Source organism: Microbispora sp. CL1-1, from assembly GCF_012034195.1.
Taxonomy (GTDB): domain Bacteria; phylum Actinomycetota; class Actinomycetes; order Streptosporangiales; family Streptosporangiaceae; genus Microbispora.
In genome coordinates, this window is the sequence record NZ_JAATEK010000020.1 from 105,479 (window position 1) to 122,113 (window position 16,635).

At 72.4% G+C, this 16,635-nt stretch carries 16 protein-coding genes; 7 read left to right on the top strand and 9 right to left on the bottom strand.

Annotated elements, in window-relative coordinates:
- Nucleotides 1-2 precede the first annotated feature (2 nt).
- Nucleotides 3-1,382 carry a 3-carboxy-cis,cis-muconate cycloisomerase gene (pcaB, locus tag HCK04_RS22975; RefSeq protein ID WP_142649433.1) on the bottom strand — a complete coding sequence of 460 codons (1,380 nt, stop codon included), beginning with the start codon at nucleotides 1,380-1,382 and terminating at the stop codon, nucleotides 3-5.
- Entirely contained in the window at nucleotides 1,382-3,400 is a 2,019-nt protein-coding gene (locus tag HCK04_RS22980; protein WP_142649434.1) for an FAD/NAD(P)-binding protein, read from the bottom strand. Before HCK04_RS22980 ends, pcaB begins: the two co-directional genes overlap by 1 nt.
- Nucleotides 3,401-3,509: 109 nt before the next feature.
- Here HCK04_RS22980 and HCK04_RS22985 point away from each other — a divergent pair, with 109 nt between their 5' ends.
- The gene (locus tag HCK04_RS22985; RefSeq protein WP_142649435.1) at nucleotides 3,510-4,448 is read left to right on the top strand and encodes a LysR family transcriptional regulator; all 939 of its coding nucleotides are present in this window, start codon (nucleotides 3,510-3,512) and stop codon (nucleotides 4,446-4,448) included.
- A gap of 7 nt (nucleotides 4,449-4,455) precedes the next feature.
- On the opposite strand, the gene HCK04_RS22990 is transcribed toward HCK04_RS22985, so the two are convergent.
- On the bottom strand, nucleotides 4,456-5,103 hold the full coding sequence (locus HCK04_RS22990; RefSeq protein ID WP_142649436.1) for a DsbA family protein: 648 nt from the start codon (nucleotides 5,101-5,103) through the stop codon (nucleotides 4,456-4,458).
- A gap of 163 nt (nucleotides 5,104-5,266) precedes the next feature.
- Here HCK04_RS22990 and HCK04_RS22995 point away from each other — a divergent pair, with 163 nt between their 5' ends.
- A complete protein-coding gene (locus HCK04_RS22995; RefSeq protein WP_142649437.1) occupies nucleotides 5,267-6,043 on the top strand; it encodes an isocitrate lyase/phosphoenolpyruvate mutase family protein in 777 nt (258 codons plus the stop codon).
- A 14-nt stretch (nucleotides 6,044-6,057) separates the two neighbouring features.
- On the opposite strand, the gene HCK04_RS23000 is transcribed toward HCK04_RS22995, so the two are convergent.
- The gene (locus HCK04_RS23000; RefSeq protein WP_142649438.1) at nucleotides 6,058-6,492 is read right to left on the bottom strand and encodes a TIGR03668 family PPOX class F420-dependent oxidoreductase; all 435 of its coding nucleotides are present in this window, start codon (nucleotides 6,490-6,492) and stop codon (nucleotides 6,058-6,060) included.
- A gap of 71 nt (nucleotides 6,493-6,563) precedes the next feature.
- On the opposite strand from HCK04_RS23000, the gene HCK04_RS23005 reads away from it, so the two are divergent.
- Nucleotides 6,564-6,983: a ClpX C4-type zinc finger protein gene (locus HCK04_RS23005; RefSeq protein WP_168066194.1), complete on the top strand. Its 420-nt coding sequence runs from the start codon at nucleotides 6,564-6,566 to the stop codon at nucleotides 6,981-6,983.
- Between the two features lie 9 nt (nucleotides 6,984-6,992).
- On the opposite strand, the gene kynU is transcribed toward HCK04_RS23005, so the two are convergent.
- A complete protein-coding gene (kynU, locus tag HCK04_RS23010) occupies nucleotides 6,993-8,231 on the bottom strand; it encodes a kynureninase (protein ID WP_142649440.1) in 1,239 nt (412 codons plus the stop codon).
- A 262-nt stretch (nucleotides 8,232-8,493) separates the two neighbouring features.
- Here kynU and HCK04_RS23015 point away from each other — a divergent pair, with 262 nt between their 5' ends.
- A complete protein-coding gene (locus HCK04_RS23015) occupies nucleotides 8,494-9,249 on the top strand; it encodes a GntR family transcriptional regulator (RefSeq protein ID WP_142649441.1) in 756 nt (251 codons plus the stop codon).
- A gap of 124 nt (nucleotides 9,250-9,373) precedes the next feature.
- Complete coding sequence (locus HCK04_RS23020; RefSeq protein ID WP_079314365.1) at nucleotides 9,374-9,586, top strand: hypothetical protein; 213 nt, start codon at nucleotides 9,374-9,376, stop codon at nucleotides 9,584-9,586.
- Nucleotides 9,587-9,687: 101 nt separating this feature from the next.
- Here the strand turns inward: HCK04_RS23020 and HCK04_RS23025 are convergent, their stop codons facing one another.
- Nucleotides 9,688-10,893, bottom strand: a complete 1,206-nt coding sequence (locus tag HCK04_RS23025) for a hypothetical protein (RefSeq protein WP_185949014.1) — start codon at nucleotides 10,891-10,893, stop codon at nucleotides 9,688-9,690.
- Between the two features lie 154 nt (nucleotides 10,894-11,047).
- On the opposite strand from HCK04_RS23025, the gene HCK04_RS23030 reads away from it, so the two are divergent.
- Nucleotides 11,048-11,578, top strand: a complete 531-nt coding sequence (locus HCK04_RS23030) for a gamma carbonic anhydrase family protein (protein WP_142649442.1) — start codon at nucleotides 11,048-11,050, stop codon at nucleotides 11,576-11,578.
- On the opposite strand, the gene HCK04_RS23035 is transcribed toward HCK04_RS23030, so the two are convergent.
- Together HCK04_RS23035 and HCK04_RS23040 are read right to left on the bottom strand one after the other, a co-directional pair.
- On the bottom strand, nucleotides 11,484-12,386 hold the full coding sequence (locus tag HCK04_RS23035) for an endonuclease/exonuclease/phosphatase family protein (protein ID WP_168066196.1): 903 nt from the start codon (nucleotides 12,384-12,386) through the stop codon (nucleotides 11,484-11,486). The two genes, HCK04_RS23030 and HCK04_RS23035, sit on opposite strands and share 95 nt — an antisense overlap.
- 104 nt (nucleotides 12,387-12,490) lie before the next feature.
- Nucleotides 12,491-13,735, bottom strand: coding sequence for a mannosyltransferase family protein (locus HCK04_RS23040; RefSeq protein WP_142649444.1), 1,245 nt, complete (start codon nucleotides 13,733-13,735; stop codon nucleotides 12,491-12,493).
- A 338-nt stretch (nucleotides 13,736-14,073) separates the two neighbouring features.
- On the opposite strand from HCK04_RS23040, the gene HCK04_RS23045 reads away from it, so the two are divergent.
- Nucleotides 14,074-15,522, top strand: a complete 1,449-nt coding sequence (locus HCK04_RS23045; protein ID WP_185949015.1) for a hypothetical protein — start codon at nucleotides 14,074-14,076, stop codon at nucleotides 15,520-15,522.
- A 799-nt stretch (nucleotides 15,523-16,321) separates the two neighbouring features.
- Here HCK04_RS23045 and HCK04_RS23050 read toward each other — a convergent pair.
- Nucleotides 16,322-16,603 carry a metal-sensitive transcriptional regulator gene (locus HCK04_RS23050; RefSeq protein ID WP_142649445.1) on the bottom strand — a complete coding sequence of 94 codons (282 nt, stop codon included), beginning with the start codon at nucleotides 16,601-16,603 and terminating at the stop codon, nucleotides 16,322-16,324.
- Nucleotides 16,604-16,635 lie beyond the last annotated feature (32 nt).

Consider the following 16,635-nt stretch of genomic DNA (forward strand, 5'->3'; position numbering starts at 1 on the left):
CCTCACTCGTCTGGACAGCAGCCTAGAACGCGGTCGACGAGCGCTCCGGCGGCCCCCGTGTAGTCGGCGGGGTCGAACAACCGGGCCAGGTCGAGCCCTTCGGGCACGGGCAGGAGCTCCTCCAGCACCTCGGCCACCGGACGCCCGGACGCGGCGGCCTCCGCGGACGCCTCCCCGAGCAGCCGCTTGGCGGCGACCTTCCCCAGCACCGGCGCGAGCACGGCCGCCGCCCGTTCGGTGACGGTCAGGCTGCCGGTGAGCGCGAGGTTGGCCCGCATGCGCTCGGGGAACGCGACCAGTCCCTCGGCCAGCTCGGCCGTCACGGCGGCGGCCCCGCCGACCAGGCGCAGGCACTCGCGCAGCGGCTGCCACTCGGCGTGCCAGGCGCCGGCGGGCCGTTCGTCCTCGGCGAGCAGGCACTGGTGGAGGCTCGCGGCGAGCGCGGGCACCTGGATCGCCGCCGACCGCACGAGGGTGGCGAGGACCGGGTTGCGCTTGTGGGGCATCGCCGACGACACGCCCCGGCCGGGGGCGGCAGGCTCCACGACCTCGGCCACCTCGGTGCGCGACAGCGACTGCACGTCAACCGCGATCTTCCCGAGCACCCCGGCGGCGAGGGCCAGCGCCCCGGCGAGGTCGGCGATCGGAATGCGCAGGACATGCCAGGGGACCACCGGCTCGGCCAGCCCCACCTCGGCCGCGAACGCCGCGATCAGCCGGTCCGGGTACGACTCCGGGCCGGGCACCCCCGCGATCCGCGCGTACTCCACGTAGCCCGCCAGCGTGCCGGCCGCGCCGCCGAGCTCGGCGGGCAGCTCCGCGCGCACCCGGCGCAGCCGGGCCGCGGCCTCGCGTACGGCGTGCAGCCACCCGGCCGCCTTCAGGCCGAAGGTTGTGGGCACCGCCTGCTGGGTCAGCGTGCGGCCCGGCATGAGCGTGTCGCGGTGCCGCGCCGCGAGCCCGGCGAGCGCGGTCGCGGCACGATCGAGGTCGGCGGTGATCAGATCGAGGGTCCGCGCGGCCACCAGCATGGCGGCCGTGTCCATGATGTCCTGGCTCGTCGAGCCGCGGTGCACATATTCGGCCGCGGCCGGATCCACCACCGCCACGGCCGCCGTCAGGTCCTCGACCAGCGCCACGACCGGGTTGGCCGCCTCGCGGGCGCGCAGGGCCAGGGCCGCGAGGTCGAGGCCGCCCGCCTCCGCCACCTTGCCGATGGTCTCCGCGGCCTCCATGGGGACGACCCCGAGCCGGGCCTGCGCGCGGACCAGGGCGGCCTCCGCGTCGAGCATCGCGCGCAGCCACGCGCCGTCGCCGGTCGCCCGCTCCGCCGCCGAACCCACCCGCACCGGGGCCAGCAGGCCCATATCCAGCTCGTTCATCACACACCCGCCCGGGTCGCGGCGCACGCGGAGGCGGCGAGAGCCGTACGGGGTCCGGGGGCCACGCGTGCGACGCGGCGGCGGTCCGGCAGGGCACGCGCGGGCGTCAGCGCGAGCACGCTGCGGGCGATGGCGTCGGAGTCGCCGAGGATCACGGAGTTCACCCCCGGCCGCACGCCCGCGGCCGTCACCCAGTGGACCGACTCGGTGGGCACGCCGTACGCGAACCGCCGCGGGTGGGCCCGCCCGTCCGCGTCGAGCAGCCGGTAGGGCCGGCGGGTCACCGCGAGGCCGCCCGTCTCGTAGCCGGTGTCGCCGCGCCGCCCGCCGATCACGTACGCCCGGCACTGGCCGGTCCGCAGCAGGTGACGCAGCAGGGGGTCGGCCGTGCGCCGCAGGTCGATCTCGGGCAGCCGCGCCTCGACGAGCACCCTGGCCCGTACGGCGGAGCCCGGCACGGCGGCCGACTCGGCCTCGAAGACGCCGTCGCGGGCGTGCACCCGCATGCCGGGACCGATGACGGTGAGCACACCGGCCTCGATGAGCGCGATCATCTGCTCCACCCGCTCGGCCGGCGGCCCGATGGACAGGAACGCGTTGAGCGGCGTGTACCACCGGTCGAGGTCGTCGCGGTGGGAGCGCCCGGTGAGCCCGCCGTGGTCGACCACCTGCCTGACCTCGTTGCGCAGGTCGCGCAGCACGTCGAGGGCGGCCTTCAGCGGCCCGCTCACGTTGCCCGCGCGGGCCTGGGTCAGGTCGGTGCGCAGATAGGCGGTCAGCCACTCGCGCCAGTCGTCGGGCCCGGTGAAGCCGATGCCCCGGTAGGGCTCGGCGACGCGCTCCCAGTCCCACCGGACCGCCTCGCCGATGCCGAAGGCGTCGAGCACCTTGGCCTCCCCGGGGTCGCCCCAGGAGAAGGCGAGGTAGGCGGCGCGGAAGCGATCGGCCACACACTCGCACTCCCGCCGCGCCAGCAGCGTGGCGTAGTAGACGGTCTCGACCTCCTTGGCGATCAGCGGCCACAGGTCGGCGCGGAAGTCGAGCCCGCCGCGGGCGGCCGAGCGCGCGGCCAGCGACGCGATCCTGCCCGGCGTGAGCAGCAGCGGCTCGTGCCTGCCCTCGACGCCCTTCTCGTTCTCGCCCCGCGACTGATACGGAATGCCGCGGCGCGATCCGGCGTACAGGCGGGGCTCCTGGCCGGAGGGCCGATAGACGAGGCGGCCCTCCTCACCCCGCTCGAACCGGCCGCCGCGCCCGATCGTCAGCAGCGCCATGTGGTCGAAGAAGTTGAGCCCGAGGCCGCGCAGCAGCACCGCCTCCCCGGGACGTACGTCGCCGAGGTCGACATCGGCGGGGTTTGCGGGCGGCACGTGGACCAGGTCGTGGGCGGCGGCGTACGCGGCGGCCTCCCGCTCGGCGTCCGTGGGCTCGACCGGCAGGTGCCCCTGCGCCAGGACCACCGCGTCGAGCGAGCCGAGCACGGTGCCGTCCTCCAGCACCACCCGCTGCGCGCCGGTGCCGGGCACGTCGTCGAGCGCGGTCGCCCGGGTGGCGTGCACCCGCACCTCCACCTGCCGGGGCGCCCGCGCGACCACCCGCTCGAACACCCAGCGCAGGTAGCGGCCGTAGAAGGCGCGGGTGGGGTAGGTGTCGGGCCCGAGCCGCCGCGCCTCGGCGAGCACGTGCTCCTCGACGCCGTCCGGGAAGAGCACCAGGTGGCGCGCCCACTCGTACAGGCTCGGGCCGGTCTCCAGCGGCCCCCGGATGTCGACGCTGGGGTCGGTGAAGAGCGTGACCTGCGAGGCGACGGTGTTCATCAGTAGCTGCCCCGGCTGGTCGGTGCGCCACACCTGGCCTGCCCCCGGCGGGTACGGATCGACGACGTGCACCAGGAGGCGTGCCCGCGGCGGCAGCCGGCGCGCGTTGGCGCACAGCCGCTCGATCACCGACATGCCGCGCGGCCCCGCTCCGATCACGCACACCTCGAACGGCCGGGTCGATCGTGTCGTCGTGTTCATCCGCTCCTCCGGTTCCCCTCAGTTCCGATCAGGTCGTGAGACGAGGATGCGGTAGCGAAGCCTTCGTGAGGTATGTCACATTTGGCGAGGCGGTGTTAAGCATTGCTTCATGCATGACGTGACGCGGCTGGCGGCGCTGGTGGCGGTCGCCGAAGCCGGTTCGATCACCCGGGCGGCGGCCCGCCTCGGTTACACGCCGCCCGCGCTGTCGCAGCAGATCGCCAAGCTGGAGCGGGAGGCGGGAGCCGCACTCGTGATCCGGCACCGCCGCGGCGCCACCCTCACGGCGGCGGGCGAGCTGCTGGTGGAGCACGCCCGGCGGGTGCTCGACGAGCTCGAACGGGCCCGCCACGGCCTGTCCGCGCTCGCCGGCCTGTCCGGCGGGCACATCACGATCGGCACCTTCACAACCGCAGGCATCCACCTGTTACCACCGGTGCTCGCGGCGTTCCGGCGGGCTCACCCCGCCGTGGAGGTGAATGTGAAGGAGTACGAACCGCCGTCGGGGCTGCCCGCGCTGGCCACCGGCGAGGCGGATCTCGTGCTCACCCACACCTACGAGCATCAGCCCGACCCCGCACTCCCCTCGGGGGTCACCGTCGAGGCGCTGCTGGTGGAGGAGCTGGTGCTGGTGGCCGCCCCCGGGCACGCGCTCACCGATCCGGCCGAGCCGCTGCCGTGGCCCGAGCTCGCCGGGCGACCGCTGATCAGCGGCTCGCGCGGGCTGGCCAACCGGGAGGCGCTCGAGGCGCTGTTTCGCCGCGAGGGGCTGGCGCCGCCCGTCGTGGCGTACGAGACGGGCAACTACGGCATGTCCTGCGCCCTCGCCAGCGGGGGCATGGGCCTCGCCCTCGTGCCGAGGACCGTGGCCGACCTGGCGGAAAACCCCCTCAGCGTACGGCGGCTCGCCCCGCCGGGCCTGCACCGGACGATCAGCCTGGCCTGGCGGTCCGACGACAGGTCTCCGGCGCTGGCGACCATGCGTTCGCTGTTCAGGAACACCGGCAAGACGACACCCCGGCGGCCCCACGAGGAGCCGCCGAGGTGAGGAGCGCTCAGTCGAACTCGGGGTCGGTGGTGCGGCTGCGCTTCATCTCGTAGAAGTACGGGAACTTCGCCATGGCCAGGGCGCCGTCGAAGATGCGGACGGCCTCCTCACCGCGCGGAATGCGGGTCATGACCGGGCCGAAGAACGCCACACCGTCGATGTGGATCGTGGGCGTGCCCACCTCGTCGCCGACCGGGTCCATGCCCTCGTGGTGCATGCGGCGCAGTGCCTCGTCGTACTCGTCGGTGCCGGCGGCGTCGGCCAGCTCGACCGGCAGGCCGACCTCGGCGAGCGCCTCCTTGGCGACGACTCCGTAGTCCTTGTTGTCCTGGTTGTGAATGCGGGTGCCCATCGCGGTGTAGAGGTCGCGCAGCACGCCCTCGCCGTGCTGCTGCGCGGCGGCGATGCACACGCGGACCGGGCCGCGCCACCGGGGCACCGCCTCGCGGTAGAAGTCGGACAGGTCCTCCTTGCCCTCGTTGAGCACGGAAAGACTCATCACCCGGAACCGCAGGTCGATGTCGCGCTGCTTCTCGACCTCCAGAATCCACCGCGACGTGACCCACGCGAAGGGGCAGACGGGGTCGAAGTAGAAGTCCACTCGGGGACGGCTGCCCGCTCCGGCCTGGTCGGCGGCGCTGTCGATGTCGCTCATGAAAACACTCCTGACGAACGGGGTGGGGGGGCCGGTTTCGCGAGCGTATCCAATGACGGGAAGGCGACGACACCGGTCTCGACCCCTTAAAGCACGACCGGCTTCCCCCTATTTCCGGGCAGCCGGTGGCGTTCCCGCCCACCCTGCTCTCTAGGGTGGTTTCGTGACCGAGTTGCAGAAGAACGCGGCCGCCCTGCGGGCGCTGCACGTGCCCGGCGACCCCGTCGTGCTGCCCAACGCCTGGGACGCCGCGTCGGCACGCGCCGTCGAGGCGGCCGGGTTCCCCGCCGTCGCCACCGGTAGCGCCGCCGTCGCCGCAGTCCTGGGCTACGAGGACGGGCACGACGCTCCCGCCGACGAGATGTTCGCGGCCGTGGCCCGCATCAGCCGGGTCGTGACCGTCCCCGTCACCGCCGACGTGGAGCGCGGCTACGGCCTGAAGCCCGCCGAGCTCGTCGAACGGCTGGCCGCCGCGGGCGCCGCGGGCTGCAACCTGGAGGACTCCGACCCGGCGACCGGCGCGTTGATCGACGCCGCCGAGCAGGCGGACTTCCTGGCCGCCGTGCGGGCGGCGGCGGACGAGGCCGGCACCGGCCTGGTGATCAACGCCCGCGCGGACACCTTCATCCACGGCTCCGCAACCCCGGACGAGAGGCTCGCGGCGGCGATCGACCGGGGCCGCCGCTACCTCGCGGCCGGCGCCGACTGCGTCTATCCGATCCTCGCGGGCGATCCCGAGGTGATCGGCGCGCTCGCCCGGGAGATCGGCGGCCCGGTCAACGTGCTCATGCGGCCGGGCGTGCCGTCCATCCGCGACCTCGCCGCCCTCGGCGTGGCCAGGATCAGCTTCGGCCCCGGCATCCACCGGGCGGCCCAGGCGCTCACCACCCGCATGCTGGACGCCATCGCCCGGGGAGACGACCCCTTCCCGTCCGCCTGACCACGCCGGCCCGCCTACGGCTCGCCGTACGACCAGCCCGACCAGCGCTCGACCCGGACGAGGATCGCGGGCCCGGCCGGGGGCCGATCGCGATACTGGGCGTACTTGCGCACCAGCCACGCCACGGCCCGCTCGCGTTCGTCGCCGCCCTCCACGACGCGGGCGTGCCCGTCGGCGCGCACCCACCACAGCCGTTCCCAGTCGTCCTCGTAGTGGTCGGCCAGCAGGCAGACGCGGGGATTGCCGCGGATGTCGCGCAGCCGTCGCAGGTCGGTGGTGGTCTTCGGCTTGTGGTCCACCGCCGTCACCACGGTGCCCTTCTCGCCGTCCGGCAGCACGGCGAACGTGACCGGGACGAGCCGCGGCGCGCCCCCGGCCCCGACGGTCGCGAGGCGGGCCACCCGGGCCTGCTCGAACAGCTCCCTGGCCCGCTCCTCGGGCACTCTCACCTGGCCAGCCTACGCACGGTGAACACGTACGTCGCTTGATCGTTTTTATGCGGCGGCCTATGGTGTCGGCCATGGAGGCATCTGAGTTACTCGAGCGGGCCCGCTCGCGCGCATCCGACCCCGAAGACCCTCTGGAAATCCTGTCCGCCGCGATCACCCTGTGCCGGGACCTGTCCGGCGAACCGGGTGGCGAGGTGGACGCCCTGCTCGATCTCGCGGTGTGCCGGGCACGCGAGGCCGGCGCGTCCTGGACCGCCATCGGTGAGCGGTTCGGGTTCATCAGGCGAAGCTCGCGCAGGCGTTTCACGCCCGCCTTCGCCCACCGGCACCTGGTCAACCGCCGTATGAAGCGCGACGCCGCCTGCTCCTTCTGCCGCAGGCCGCCGGGTCCGCGCGTCCACATGGTCCACGGCGAGGGCGGGCGCATCTGCGACCGCTGCGTGGCACTGGCCGGAAACATCGTCGCCGGGCTGGCCCGCCGCGGCCGCTGACACACCCCGTCAGGTGACGGTGAGCCGCCGCGCGTAGCGCTCGTCCCGCCACAGCTCCTCGCGGAGCACCTCCGCCAGCGTCGTCGCCGCGTCGTGCACGTCGGCATAGCGCAGGTAGAGCGGGGCGAAGCCGAACCGGACGAAGTCCGGCTCGCGGTAGTCGCCCACCACCCCACGGTCCGCGAGCGCGCGCACCACGGGATAACCCTGCGGGTGACGGTAGCTGACCTGGCTTCCCCGCCGCTCCGGGTCGCGCGGGGAGGCCAGGGCGAGCCCGAGCCCCGGGTCCACGAGATCGTCCAGCAGGTCGATGAACAGCGAGGTCAGGGCCACGCTCTTGGCTCTGACCTCGTCCAGGTCCACCCGCTCCCAGATGTCGAGCGACGCGTTCAGCGCGGCGTACGACAGGATCGGCGGGCTGCCGGTGGCGAACCGCCGCACACCGGGCGCGGGGCGATAGTGCGGTTCGAAGTCGAACGGCGCGGCGTGCCCGTGCCACCCCGACAGCACGTTCTGGACGGCGTCCTGGTGACGCGGCGCGACGTAGAGGTACGCGGGGGCGCCGGGCCCTCCGTTGAGGTACTTGTAGGTGCAGCCGACGGCGAAGTCGGCCTCGCCCACCCGCACGGGCAGCGCCCCGGCGCTGTGGCACAGGTCCCAGACCATGAGCGCGCCGGCCGCCCGCACCAGCTCCGTCACCGCCGTCATGTCCCTGGCCGCGCCGGTCCGGTAGTCCACGTGCGACAGCAGCACGAGCGCCACGTCGTCGCCGAGGGCGTCCTCCAGCGAAGGGCCGCCCTCGCCGATGTCCCGGATCTCGTACGCGCCGAGCGCCCGGGCGGCGCCCTCCACGACGTACCGGTCCGTGGGGAAGTTGTCGAGGTCGGAGACGATCACGTGGCGGCCGGGCCGCAGCGGGAGGGCGGCCGTGACCACCTTGAAGATGTTCACCGAGGTCGAGTCGCCCGCCAGCACGTCGCCGGGACGCGCTCCGATCAGGGGCGCGATGCGGTCGCCGGTGCTCTGCGGCATGTCCCACCAGCCGGCCGTGTTCCAGCTCGCCCCGAGATGCACCCCCCACTCGGTCTCGACCGTGTGCGCCACCCGCTCCGGTGTACGCCTCGGCAGCGCGCCGAGCGAGTTGCCCAGCAGATAGACGACCCCGGGAGGCAGCGAGAACTCGTCCCGGAACTCCCGGAGCGGGTCCTTGGCGTCGAGGTCCTGGCATTCGGCCCGGCTGAGTACCATCGGCAACTCCTTCGTCACCGCATTATGTACCGAAATATCCGATCTTGTCGTAGTCATGATGACGGAGCGTTCCCGGCACCGGCAATAGCGGAAGGGACCGTTCCATGGATGCGGACGGCTATAACCCCCAGAGATCGCCACACCGGCACGATCAGCCAAAAGTAAGCACAAGACGCACCCAAGACTCTGTGCGATCGTGGACAAGACGGGGCAAGTTCTCTGGAGACGCCAAACCCCCGTTGGTGACAGAGGGTGATCAAACGTGACGGAGTCCCCGTCGGTGCATCACGAGTCCCCGATCTATCGCCGCATCGCCGACCGGCTGCGCGATCAGATCCTGTCCGGAGCGCTCGGTGACGGCGACCGGCTACCGGGCGAGAACGCACTCATGAAGGAGCACGGCATCGCCCGGGCCACGGCACGGCAGGCGCTCGCCGTGCTCATCAACGAAGGGCTCGCCGTGCCGAAGCGGGGATCGGGCGTCTACGTGCGGCTGTTCCGCCCTATCCGCCGCCACGGGTCGCGCCGGCTCTCCCGGGAGCAGTGGGCCCAGGGCCTGGCCATCTGGGACTCCGACACCCGTGGCCGGTCGTACGTCGTGGACGAGGTGACGATCCTGCGCGAACCGGCGAACGAGCAGGTCGCCCGCGTGCTCGGCACCGGCGAGGTATGGGTGCGCCGCCGCCGCTACTCGGTGGACGGCCGTCCGGTGCAGCTCGCGGCCTCCCACTTTCCCGCCGATCTCGTGGAGGGCACGGCCGTCGTCCTGCCCGACACGGGCCCGGGCGGGGTGTATGCCCGGCTTGGCGAGCTCGGCCGGCCTCCCGTCCACTTCAGCGAGGAGGTGCGGGCCCGGATGCCGCTGCCCGGGGAGGCCGAGTCGCTGAACCTCCCGGCCGGCACACCGGTGATCGCCGTCACCCGGGTCGCCTTCGCGGAGGGAGGCGTGCCCGTCGAGGTCAACGAGATGATCCTGGACGCGGCGTCGTATGTACTCCAGTACGACTTCGACGCCTAGGTCAAGAGGCAACGTTGACCTGTCTGTACCGATCATTGATTTCTCTAGAGATGTCCCGCACCTTGAGGTGGAGAGGTCAAGAGCACTAAGAGCACCCGGGCATGAGGCGAGGGAAGGTGTACGGATGTCCTTGGACCGACGCCTCGCCGAGATAGCCCGGGAGTTTCCGGAGTGGACGATCTGGCGGAGCGACGCGGGCCGGTGGTGGGCGACCCGGCACCACCCGCTCACCTCCGCGCAGCGGACGGCGGGATGCGCGATGACCATCGACGCCGACGAGCCCGACGGGCTGCGTGAGCTGCTGCGCGAACAGGAGGCGCGCGCCGCCGATCCATGAGCGCGGAAGCCCCCGACCCGATCGGGGGCGGGGGCTTCCGCTACCAGTCCGCTATCAGTCCTCACCCGCGTCACCGCAGCCGGGCCGGGCTCACGTCGCGCTTACTGACCGGCGACCGACTCGCCGTTCGGCGTGGCGCGGCGCACCCGGCCGAGGTTGACGTCGGTGTCCTCGGGCGACGACGGCATGCCGTGCCCGTTCTCGTGGTGCCCGTCGTGACCGTTGGCGTGGCGTCCGTCGTCCACGATCAGGACCGCGTCGTCCTCGTCGCCGTCCATCTGCCCCTCACCGGCGGCGGCGTCATGTGCCTCGGGCCCGGACGGCACGGCCTCCAGGGCCTGCTGCGGGTCATCGACCGGCGCGTGCGGCTGCTGCCCGTGCGCCTGCCCGTGCGCCTGCCCGTGCGCCTGGTCGTGCGGCTGCTGCTCGTGCGGCTGATCGGGCCGGTGCTGGTCGTGTCGCTGGTCGGGCGCGCCCGCGGGGATGGCGTGCACCTGCGGCGGGGGCGGCAGCACGGCGGCCTCGTCGATCAGCGGTCCCGCCGCGCTCTCGCGGTGCATCAGGTCGCCGAGCACCGAGCCGATCTCGTTGAGCCGGCGCACGACCTCCGCGTGGGTGTCGGTGAGGTAGGCCACCCGGCGGCCGGTGTGCTCGTCCAGCGCGTTCACCCGCTGCTGCGCCGCCGCCAGCATGGCCTCGGCCTGCCCGCGCGCCTCGGCGAGCAGCCGCTCCGCCTCCATCCGGGCGGCGGTGAGCTGGCGCTCCCCCTCCGCGCGGGCGGTGCGCAGCGTCTCCTCCGCCTCCGCACGGGCCGAGCCCAGCGTCTGCTCCGCCTCCGCGCCCGCCTGCGCCAGCAGCCGCTCCGACGTGGCGCTGGCGTCGGCGACACGGCGCTCGGCCTCCTCCTGCGCGGCGGCCCTGATCGCGTCGGCCTGCTCACGGGCCGACGTCACCAGCCGCTCGGCCTCGGCCATCGAGCTCTCGCGTACTCGCCTGGCCTCCGCCTCGGACGCCTCCTTGTTGGCCGCCGCCTCCTCCTGCGCCAGCTTGAGTATCTGGCTCAGCCGCTCCCCCAGCTCGTCGGGGTTCTGCGGCGACTCCGCCATCCTCCGCCGCGCGTCGGCCAGCTCCAGGCGGGTCTGCTCCGCCTGGTCGATCGTGCGGGCGAGCCGTTCCTCCAGGTCCCGGATCTGGTTGCGGGTCCGGACCATGTAGTCGTGGACCTGCCTGCGGCTGTAGCCGCGCATCACGACTTCGAAGGAGTCGTCACTCATCAGGTCGGGGAAGTTGTCGGTCTGATTCGTCATGAGAAACCCTGGGGTTGGAGATAACGACGGTAAACGCAGCCAGGACACGACTTTCCTGCTATCCGTCGCACATCGCAACCTGAACGCCCCGAGCGGTCAGCGAAACCGGGACACACGCCGGGCCCGGCCCGAGGGCCCGTGGAATCATAAGCCCATGCCGTACATCGCCGACCTGGACGACGACGCCACACCGATCATCCACCCCGAGGCGTGGGTGGCCCCGGGGGCGGTGATCGTCGGGAGGGTGCGGCTCGGACGCGGCGCGAACGTCTGGTACGGCTCGGTGCTGCGCGGCGACGACGAACGCATCGAGGTCGGCGACGAGGTCAACATCCAGGACCTGTGCTGCCTGCACGCCGATCCCGGGGAGCCCGCGATCCTGGAAGACCGGGTGAGCCTCGGTCACCGGGCGATGGTGCACGGCGCGCACGTCGAGACCGGCGCGCTGGTGGGCATCGGTGCGGTCGTGCTCGGCGGGGCGGTCGTCGGGGCCGGGTCCCTGATCGCGGCGGGGGCCGTCGTGCCGCCCGGCCGCCGCATCCCGGCGGGCGTGCTGGTCGCGGGCGTCCCGGGAAAGGTCGTCCGCGAGCTCACCGACGACGACCGCGCCTCCTTCGCTCGGACGCCGGATAACTACCTCGCCAAGGCCCGCCGTCACGCCGCGGCCTCGGTTCGGTCCCGATGAGCGTGCCGGTCAGCGCCAGGTGGTCCGACAGCTCCGGGTCGGTCCTGACGACCTCGGCGCCGCCCGGACGGTAGTCGGCCTCGCTCGCGAAGATGTAGTCGATCTTCCGGCCGCCGCGCGTGGTGTGCTCGCCGCCCCGGCGCGCGACCCCGCACGGCTCGGCGTCGACCTCGGTGTAGCCGCCCTGGCCGAGACCCATGCCGTACACGTCGGTGAGCTGGTTGTGGCCGGGCTCGCGGTTGAAGTCCCCGGTGAGGATCACCGGGGCGTCCCCGGCGTACGCCGACACCAGATCGACGACCTGACGCGGGGTCTCGGTGTCGGAGATGTGGGTCACGCAGCAGACCGACCGGCGCGGGCCGACCCGGCCGGTGGCGCACAGCAGGCCGCGCGGGTGGATCGTCTCACCCGGTGTGGACGGGGCGTGGTCGGCGCGCAGCAGCCGCCGCAGCGGCGGCGGGCCCTCGATGCCGTTCTTCAGCGCCAGCGCGATGCCGAAGGTCTTGCCGTCCGGCGGGACCGTGTCCGGGGTGAGGTCGCTCCACAGTGTGCGGCACCGGTCTTCGCGGCCCGGCCCGCCGCCCTTCGCGTAGCCGTACCAGACCAGCCGATAGCCGGGCAGCGCACGCTTGAGCAGGCCCACCTGGGCGTAGCACATCTCGGTGAACGAGGCGACGTCCACGTTCCTCGACCGGATCAGCGCGGAGACCTGACCTGCCCAGGTCTTTCGGCGCTCGGGGGTGAGGTCGCGTACGCAGGTGCCGGCGCTGTTGCCCGCCGCGCAGACGTTGTACGTGAGGACGTTCACCCGATAGGTGTCCGCCGCCGATGGAAGACCGGCCACCACAAGCGCAACAACCGCCACTCCTGCGATAAATACCCCCATACACGGAGAAGCTAGTCAGAGGTGGATCAACCCACCCAGGCACCTGTGGTGAAATTTCCGACATTGATTGCCCAGACGGGCGCGGCCACCGCGAGATAGGCCATCATGACCCAGGGCCTTCGGCTTCCGACGACGCCCACGGAGATGTAGAGCGGCCACCACAGCAGCGACGCCCGGCCCACCGACATGTAGAACGACGACATCGCCAGCAGCGCCACCGCCTGCGGCGCCAGATAGGCGAGATCGGGCCAGTTGCGCCGCACCAGCCGCGCGATGATCAGCAGAACCAGCACGAGCGCCGACAGGATCTCCTCGCGATACGACGTCGCCAGGACGGGCTCGTTGAGCGACCTGTGCCAGGTGTCGATGAAGACGTTCCACGGCAGCTCGGGATAGCGGCCCCAATACTGCGCCTCGGCCGACTTCCAGGCCATCAGGTCGCCCGTACGGTTCCAGAGGTAGATCATGTAGGCCAGCACCGGCACACCGGGCAGCAGCAGCCACGGCGCGTTCCGCCATCCGCGCGGGGCGCGCAGGCCGTCACGTGAGACGAGGAACATCACGAGCAGGCCGAAGGCGAGGAAGAGCCCGGAGATGCGCATCGACGCCGCGAAGGCGGCGCACACGGCGGCGGCCTCCCAGCGGCCCCGCCGGGCCAGCAGCCACGCGGGGATGGCCAGCGCGAGGAACGGCGCCTCCGTGTAGCCGGCCATCAGGAACACCGCGAACGGGCTGAGGAAGAACGCCAGCACGGTCCAGTGGCCGCTGCCCTCCCGGTAGGACTCGCTCAGCCGCGATAGCGCCACCGCCACGACGGCGGTCGCGACGAACGAGATCAGGACGAGGGCGAGCCTCATGTCCGGGATGACCAGGTGCAGCACGCGCAGCAGCAGCGGCAGGCCGGGGAAGAACGCGACGAGCCGCGGCGCGTCGGGGTCGTCCGGCCGGCCGTCGTAGCCGTACTGCGCGATGTCCATGAAGTTGTAGGAGTCGTACCGGTTGAACCGGTCGAGGATCGGGTCCTCCGTGCGGCCCGGCGCCGCGAGGATCAGGTAGATGTACGACGCGACCTGCCAGAAGAACCAGATGAGCAGGGCCGTGCGGTCGGACGACCGCATGAGCCACCACACCGCCCAGCGTTCCCTGCGCGCGTGCGGCCCCGTCTGCTCGCCGGTCGCCGCGCCGCCATAGGTGTCCACGGGCGCCATCTTCTCCGATGCCTCGTCCGCGTCCCGCTCTCGGGCTGCCCCGGCCTCCTGGATCTCCGTCACGAGCACCTATGGAACCCGTCACGGCTGCCCATGCCAAGTGGCGGGCGCTCCCGGAGATACCCTCCAACCCGGGGAAATACGCATATGTCCTGCTCACCGCCTCCCGGCGCGTGAAACTTTCACCGACGGCCTCCGCCCGCCGCTCCTCCACCCCACCGCGCTCCCGCCGCCTCCCGGACCGGGGGGCTACCATCGGATCCAGCGAGGGGACCGCCGGGTTCGTCCCGGCATCGTGTGCCCCGGAGGGCATCGGTCAGGGGCCTGGCCGCCGCCTGCTCCGGCCGCCTCATCCGGGATAAGCGAAAGCCGTCCTCTCCGAGGACGGAGGACACTACCGCGTGCACTGGGACGGGTTCACCACGATGGAGCGCGACGTGCGCGCCGTCGTCGGCGACCCCCGGTGGACGCTGCTCCCCCCGGTCACCCGCGCGCACACGCTGGCCCAGCGGGCCCTGGTCACCCCCGACGGCGCCCGGTGGCTGTTCGGCGCGCACGCCCGCTGGTATCGCCTCGACCGCGTGGACGGCCGCTGGCACCTGTCCGCTCCCCCGGCCCATCCCGCCGTACGCGCCGCCGCGCGGCCGAGCCCGCCCGGCGTGGCCATCCCGCCCGTGCTGATCCCCACGGGCCCCGACTTCGCGTACGACCGCGGGTCCACCCAGGGGTTCGTCGGCCCGGACGTCCCGCACGAGATCACCGAACGGCTCCGCGCACTGCTGCTCGCCCACCGCGGGCTGCGCCGGGAGGACTTCCCTCTCGACGGCAGCGTCTACCAGCAGGTCTTCGCCCGCGACGTGGCCTCGACCGTGGCCGCCGTGTGGGGCACGATCATGTGGTGCGCCTACGCGCCCGCCTTCGACGGCAACGAGGTCATGCTGTCGATGTTCGGCGAGTTCCTGGCCCGGCCGCTGCCCGGGGACGACTGGGTGCGCTGGCTGCCCATGGGCTCGCTCGACGCGCTCGTGGGCCTCTACGCCGAGCGGATGCGCTCCGGCGCCGGGGAGGCGGGCCTGCGGCTGGCCGGGCTGATGGCCGAGACCGCCACCGTGCTGCGCGCCGACCCCCGGTTCCGCCCGCGCGCCGACGCGCTGATCGCGATGGCCGAGCCGCTGCTCGGCAGCCCCTGGCTGGACCAGCACGCCATGCCCAGTGGCGCCGTACGGCAGGCCTGGCTGGCGCGCTGCCCGCCGCACCTCGTGCCGGCCACGCTCCCCGAATGGGCGCCGGGCGAGCACTTCCGGCACACGCTGTACGACCTGGTGGAGGCCCTGGGCTACACGGCCGCGCGCGGGATGGATCCGCGGGCCGTGGCGGCCTCGCTGCTCGCCGCCGACGTGGCCGGCGTGTGCGGCGTGTCCGAGCCCGCCTGGGCGGCGCCGGGCAGCTCGTACACCGCGCAGGTGGTCACCGCGCTCTATCCGTGGATGGACGACGAGCTCCGGCAGGCCCTCTATCTCGCGCTCGCCGAGCCTGCCCATCCGCTGCGGGGCTGCTGGCCGGCCGGTGGTGAGCTGCCGCCGGGGCTGATCCCACCCGATCGGGAGACGGCCGCCGCCCTGCTCGGCTCCGCGTACGCGACCGGCCTGGCCTGGTGTGCCCTGACCGGCACGCCCGCGCCGTCCGAGGGCTTCGCGGTGTGCTCCGCGGTCGTGAAGTGCTTGATCCACCAGCGGGACGACCCGCGTCCGCAGGAGGCGGCGGATCGGCGCAGGCCCGACCTGGACGAGTCGGGCAGTTGGCTGTTCGAAACCTCCAATTCGGATATTTCGTCCTTACCTCCGCTTTAGCAATCCCTTCCCCCCATCACCGTCTTTTTCATCGAATTGTGATCTCAGTATCGGGGAAATGGTCCCGGAGGGACGAGGGGTGCGGGTCGGAATGGTCACGATGGGCCATGTCGCGGCAGGGTACCCGGACGTAACCTCGTGATGGGTGTGGGCTGCGGAAGGAAGGACGACGCGGTGGGGCACGATGACCTGGACTCTCGGGTCCACGACCGTGTCGCGTTGGACGAAATCGCGCTCTACGCCGAGGTGCTGGAGGCCGTGAACATCACGGAGAACCGACTGACCTTGGAAGAGCTCGACAACGCGCTCGGATTGCGGACTTCGGCGAGCCGCTGAAGGCACTGAGGGCACGGACCGTCCCGGGCATCTGGTGGGCCCGGGACGGTTTGCTCGACCGAAATGACCCGTCCAAGACGGCGGTCAGGGCGCCCAGTGCCGCCATGAGCAGGAGCCCGCTGCAGATGGTCACCGGGATCGGCGTGCCGGGGCGTAGGGGTCCTGGTGACCGGCGTCCTCGTCGTCCGCCCGCTCGTACGGGCGGTCGAAGCCGTCACGAACGGGCAACCGCCAATGGGTCGTCACACCGGCCGTCATACACCCGCCGTCACGCACCGGCGATCAGGCACACGCGGTCAGGCACACGGGGTCAGGCACACGGGGTCACGATCAAGCAGGGGCGAACCGACCGCGACGCGCCGGAGCGACACCCTGACGACCCGAAGCCATGACGTGACCCGGAATCATGACGTGACCCGGAATCATGACGTGACGACCGGGAGCCATGACCTGCGGGCCGGAATCATGACCTGACGAGCCGGGCGATGGCCGCCGAGGCCTCCTTCACCTTCTCGCTCGCCTCCGGGCCTCCGGTCTTGACGGCGTCGGCGACGCAATGGGCGATGTGGTCCTCCAGCAGCCCGAGCGCCACCGCCTGCAGAGCGCGGGTGGCCGCCGAGACCTGCGTGAGGATGTCGATGCAGTAGACGTCCTCGTCCACCATCCGCTGGAGCCCTCGGATCTGTCCCTCGATCCGGCGCAGGCGGGTGAGATAGGCCTGCTTGTCCCCGCTGTACCCGTGCATCCTTCAACGATACCCATAACCGGTATCGCGCG

Bases quoted from the DNA above. Each gene is read 5' to 3' on its own strand.
- HCK04_RS23020 (WP_079314365.1), top strand. From the start codon at position 9,374: ATGTCCTTGGACCGACGCCTCGCCGAGATAGCCCGGGAGTTTCCGGAG.
- HCK04_RS23050 (WP_142649445.1), bottom strand. From the start codon at position 16,603: ATGCACGGGTACAGCGGGGACAAGCAGGCCTATCTCACCCGCCTGCGC.
- HCK04_RS22990 (WP_142649436.1), bottom strand. From the start codon at position 5,103: ATGAGCGACATCGACAGCGCCGCCGACCAGGCCGGAGCGGGCAGCCGT.
- HCK04_RS22980 (WP_142649434.1), bottom strand. From the start codon at position 3,400: ATGAACACGACGACACGATCGACCCGGCCGTTCGAGGTGTGCGTGATC.
- kynU (WP_142649440.1), bottom strand. From the start codon at position 8,231: ATGGTACTCAGCCGGGCCGAATGCCAGGACCTCGACGCCAAGGACCCG.
- HCK04_RS22985 (WP_142649435.1), top strand. From the start codon at position 3,510: ATGCATGACGTGACGCGGCTGGCGGCGCTGGTGGCGGTCGCCGAAGCC.
- HCK04_RS23030 (WP_142649442.1), top strand. From the start codon at position 11,048: ATGCCGTACATCGCCGACCTGGACGACGACGCCACACCGATCATCCAC.
- HCK04_RS23005 (WP_168066194.1), top strand. From the start codon at position 6,564: ATGGAGGCATCTGAGTTACTCGAGCGGGCCCGCTCGCGCGCATCCGAC.
- pcaB (WP_142649433.1), bottom strand. From the start codon at position 1,382: ATGAACGAGCTGGATATGGGCCTGCTGGCCCCGGTGCGGGTGGGTTCG.
- HCK04_RS23025 (WP_185949014.1), bottom strand. From the start codon at position 10,893: ATGACGAATCAGACCGACAACTTCCCCGACCTGATGAGTGACGACTCC.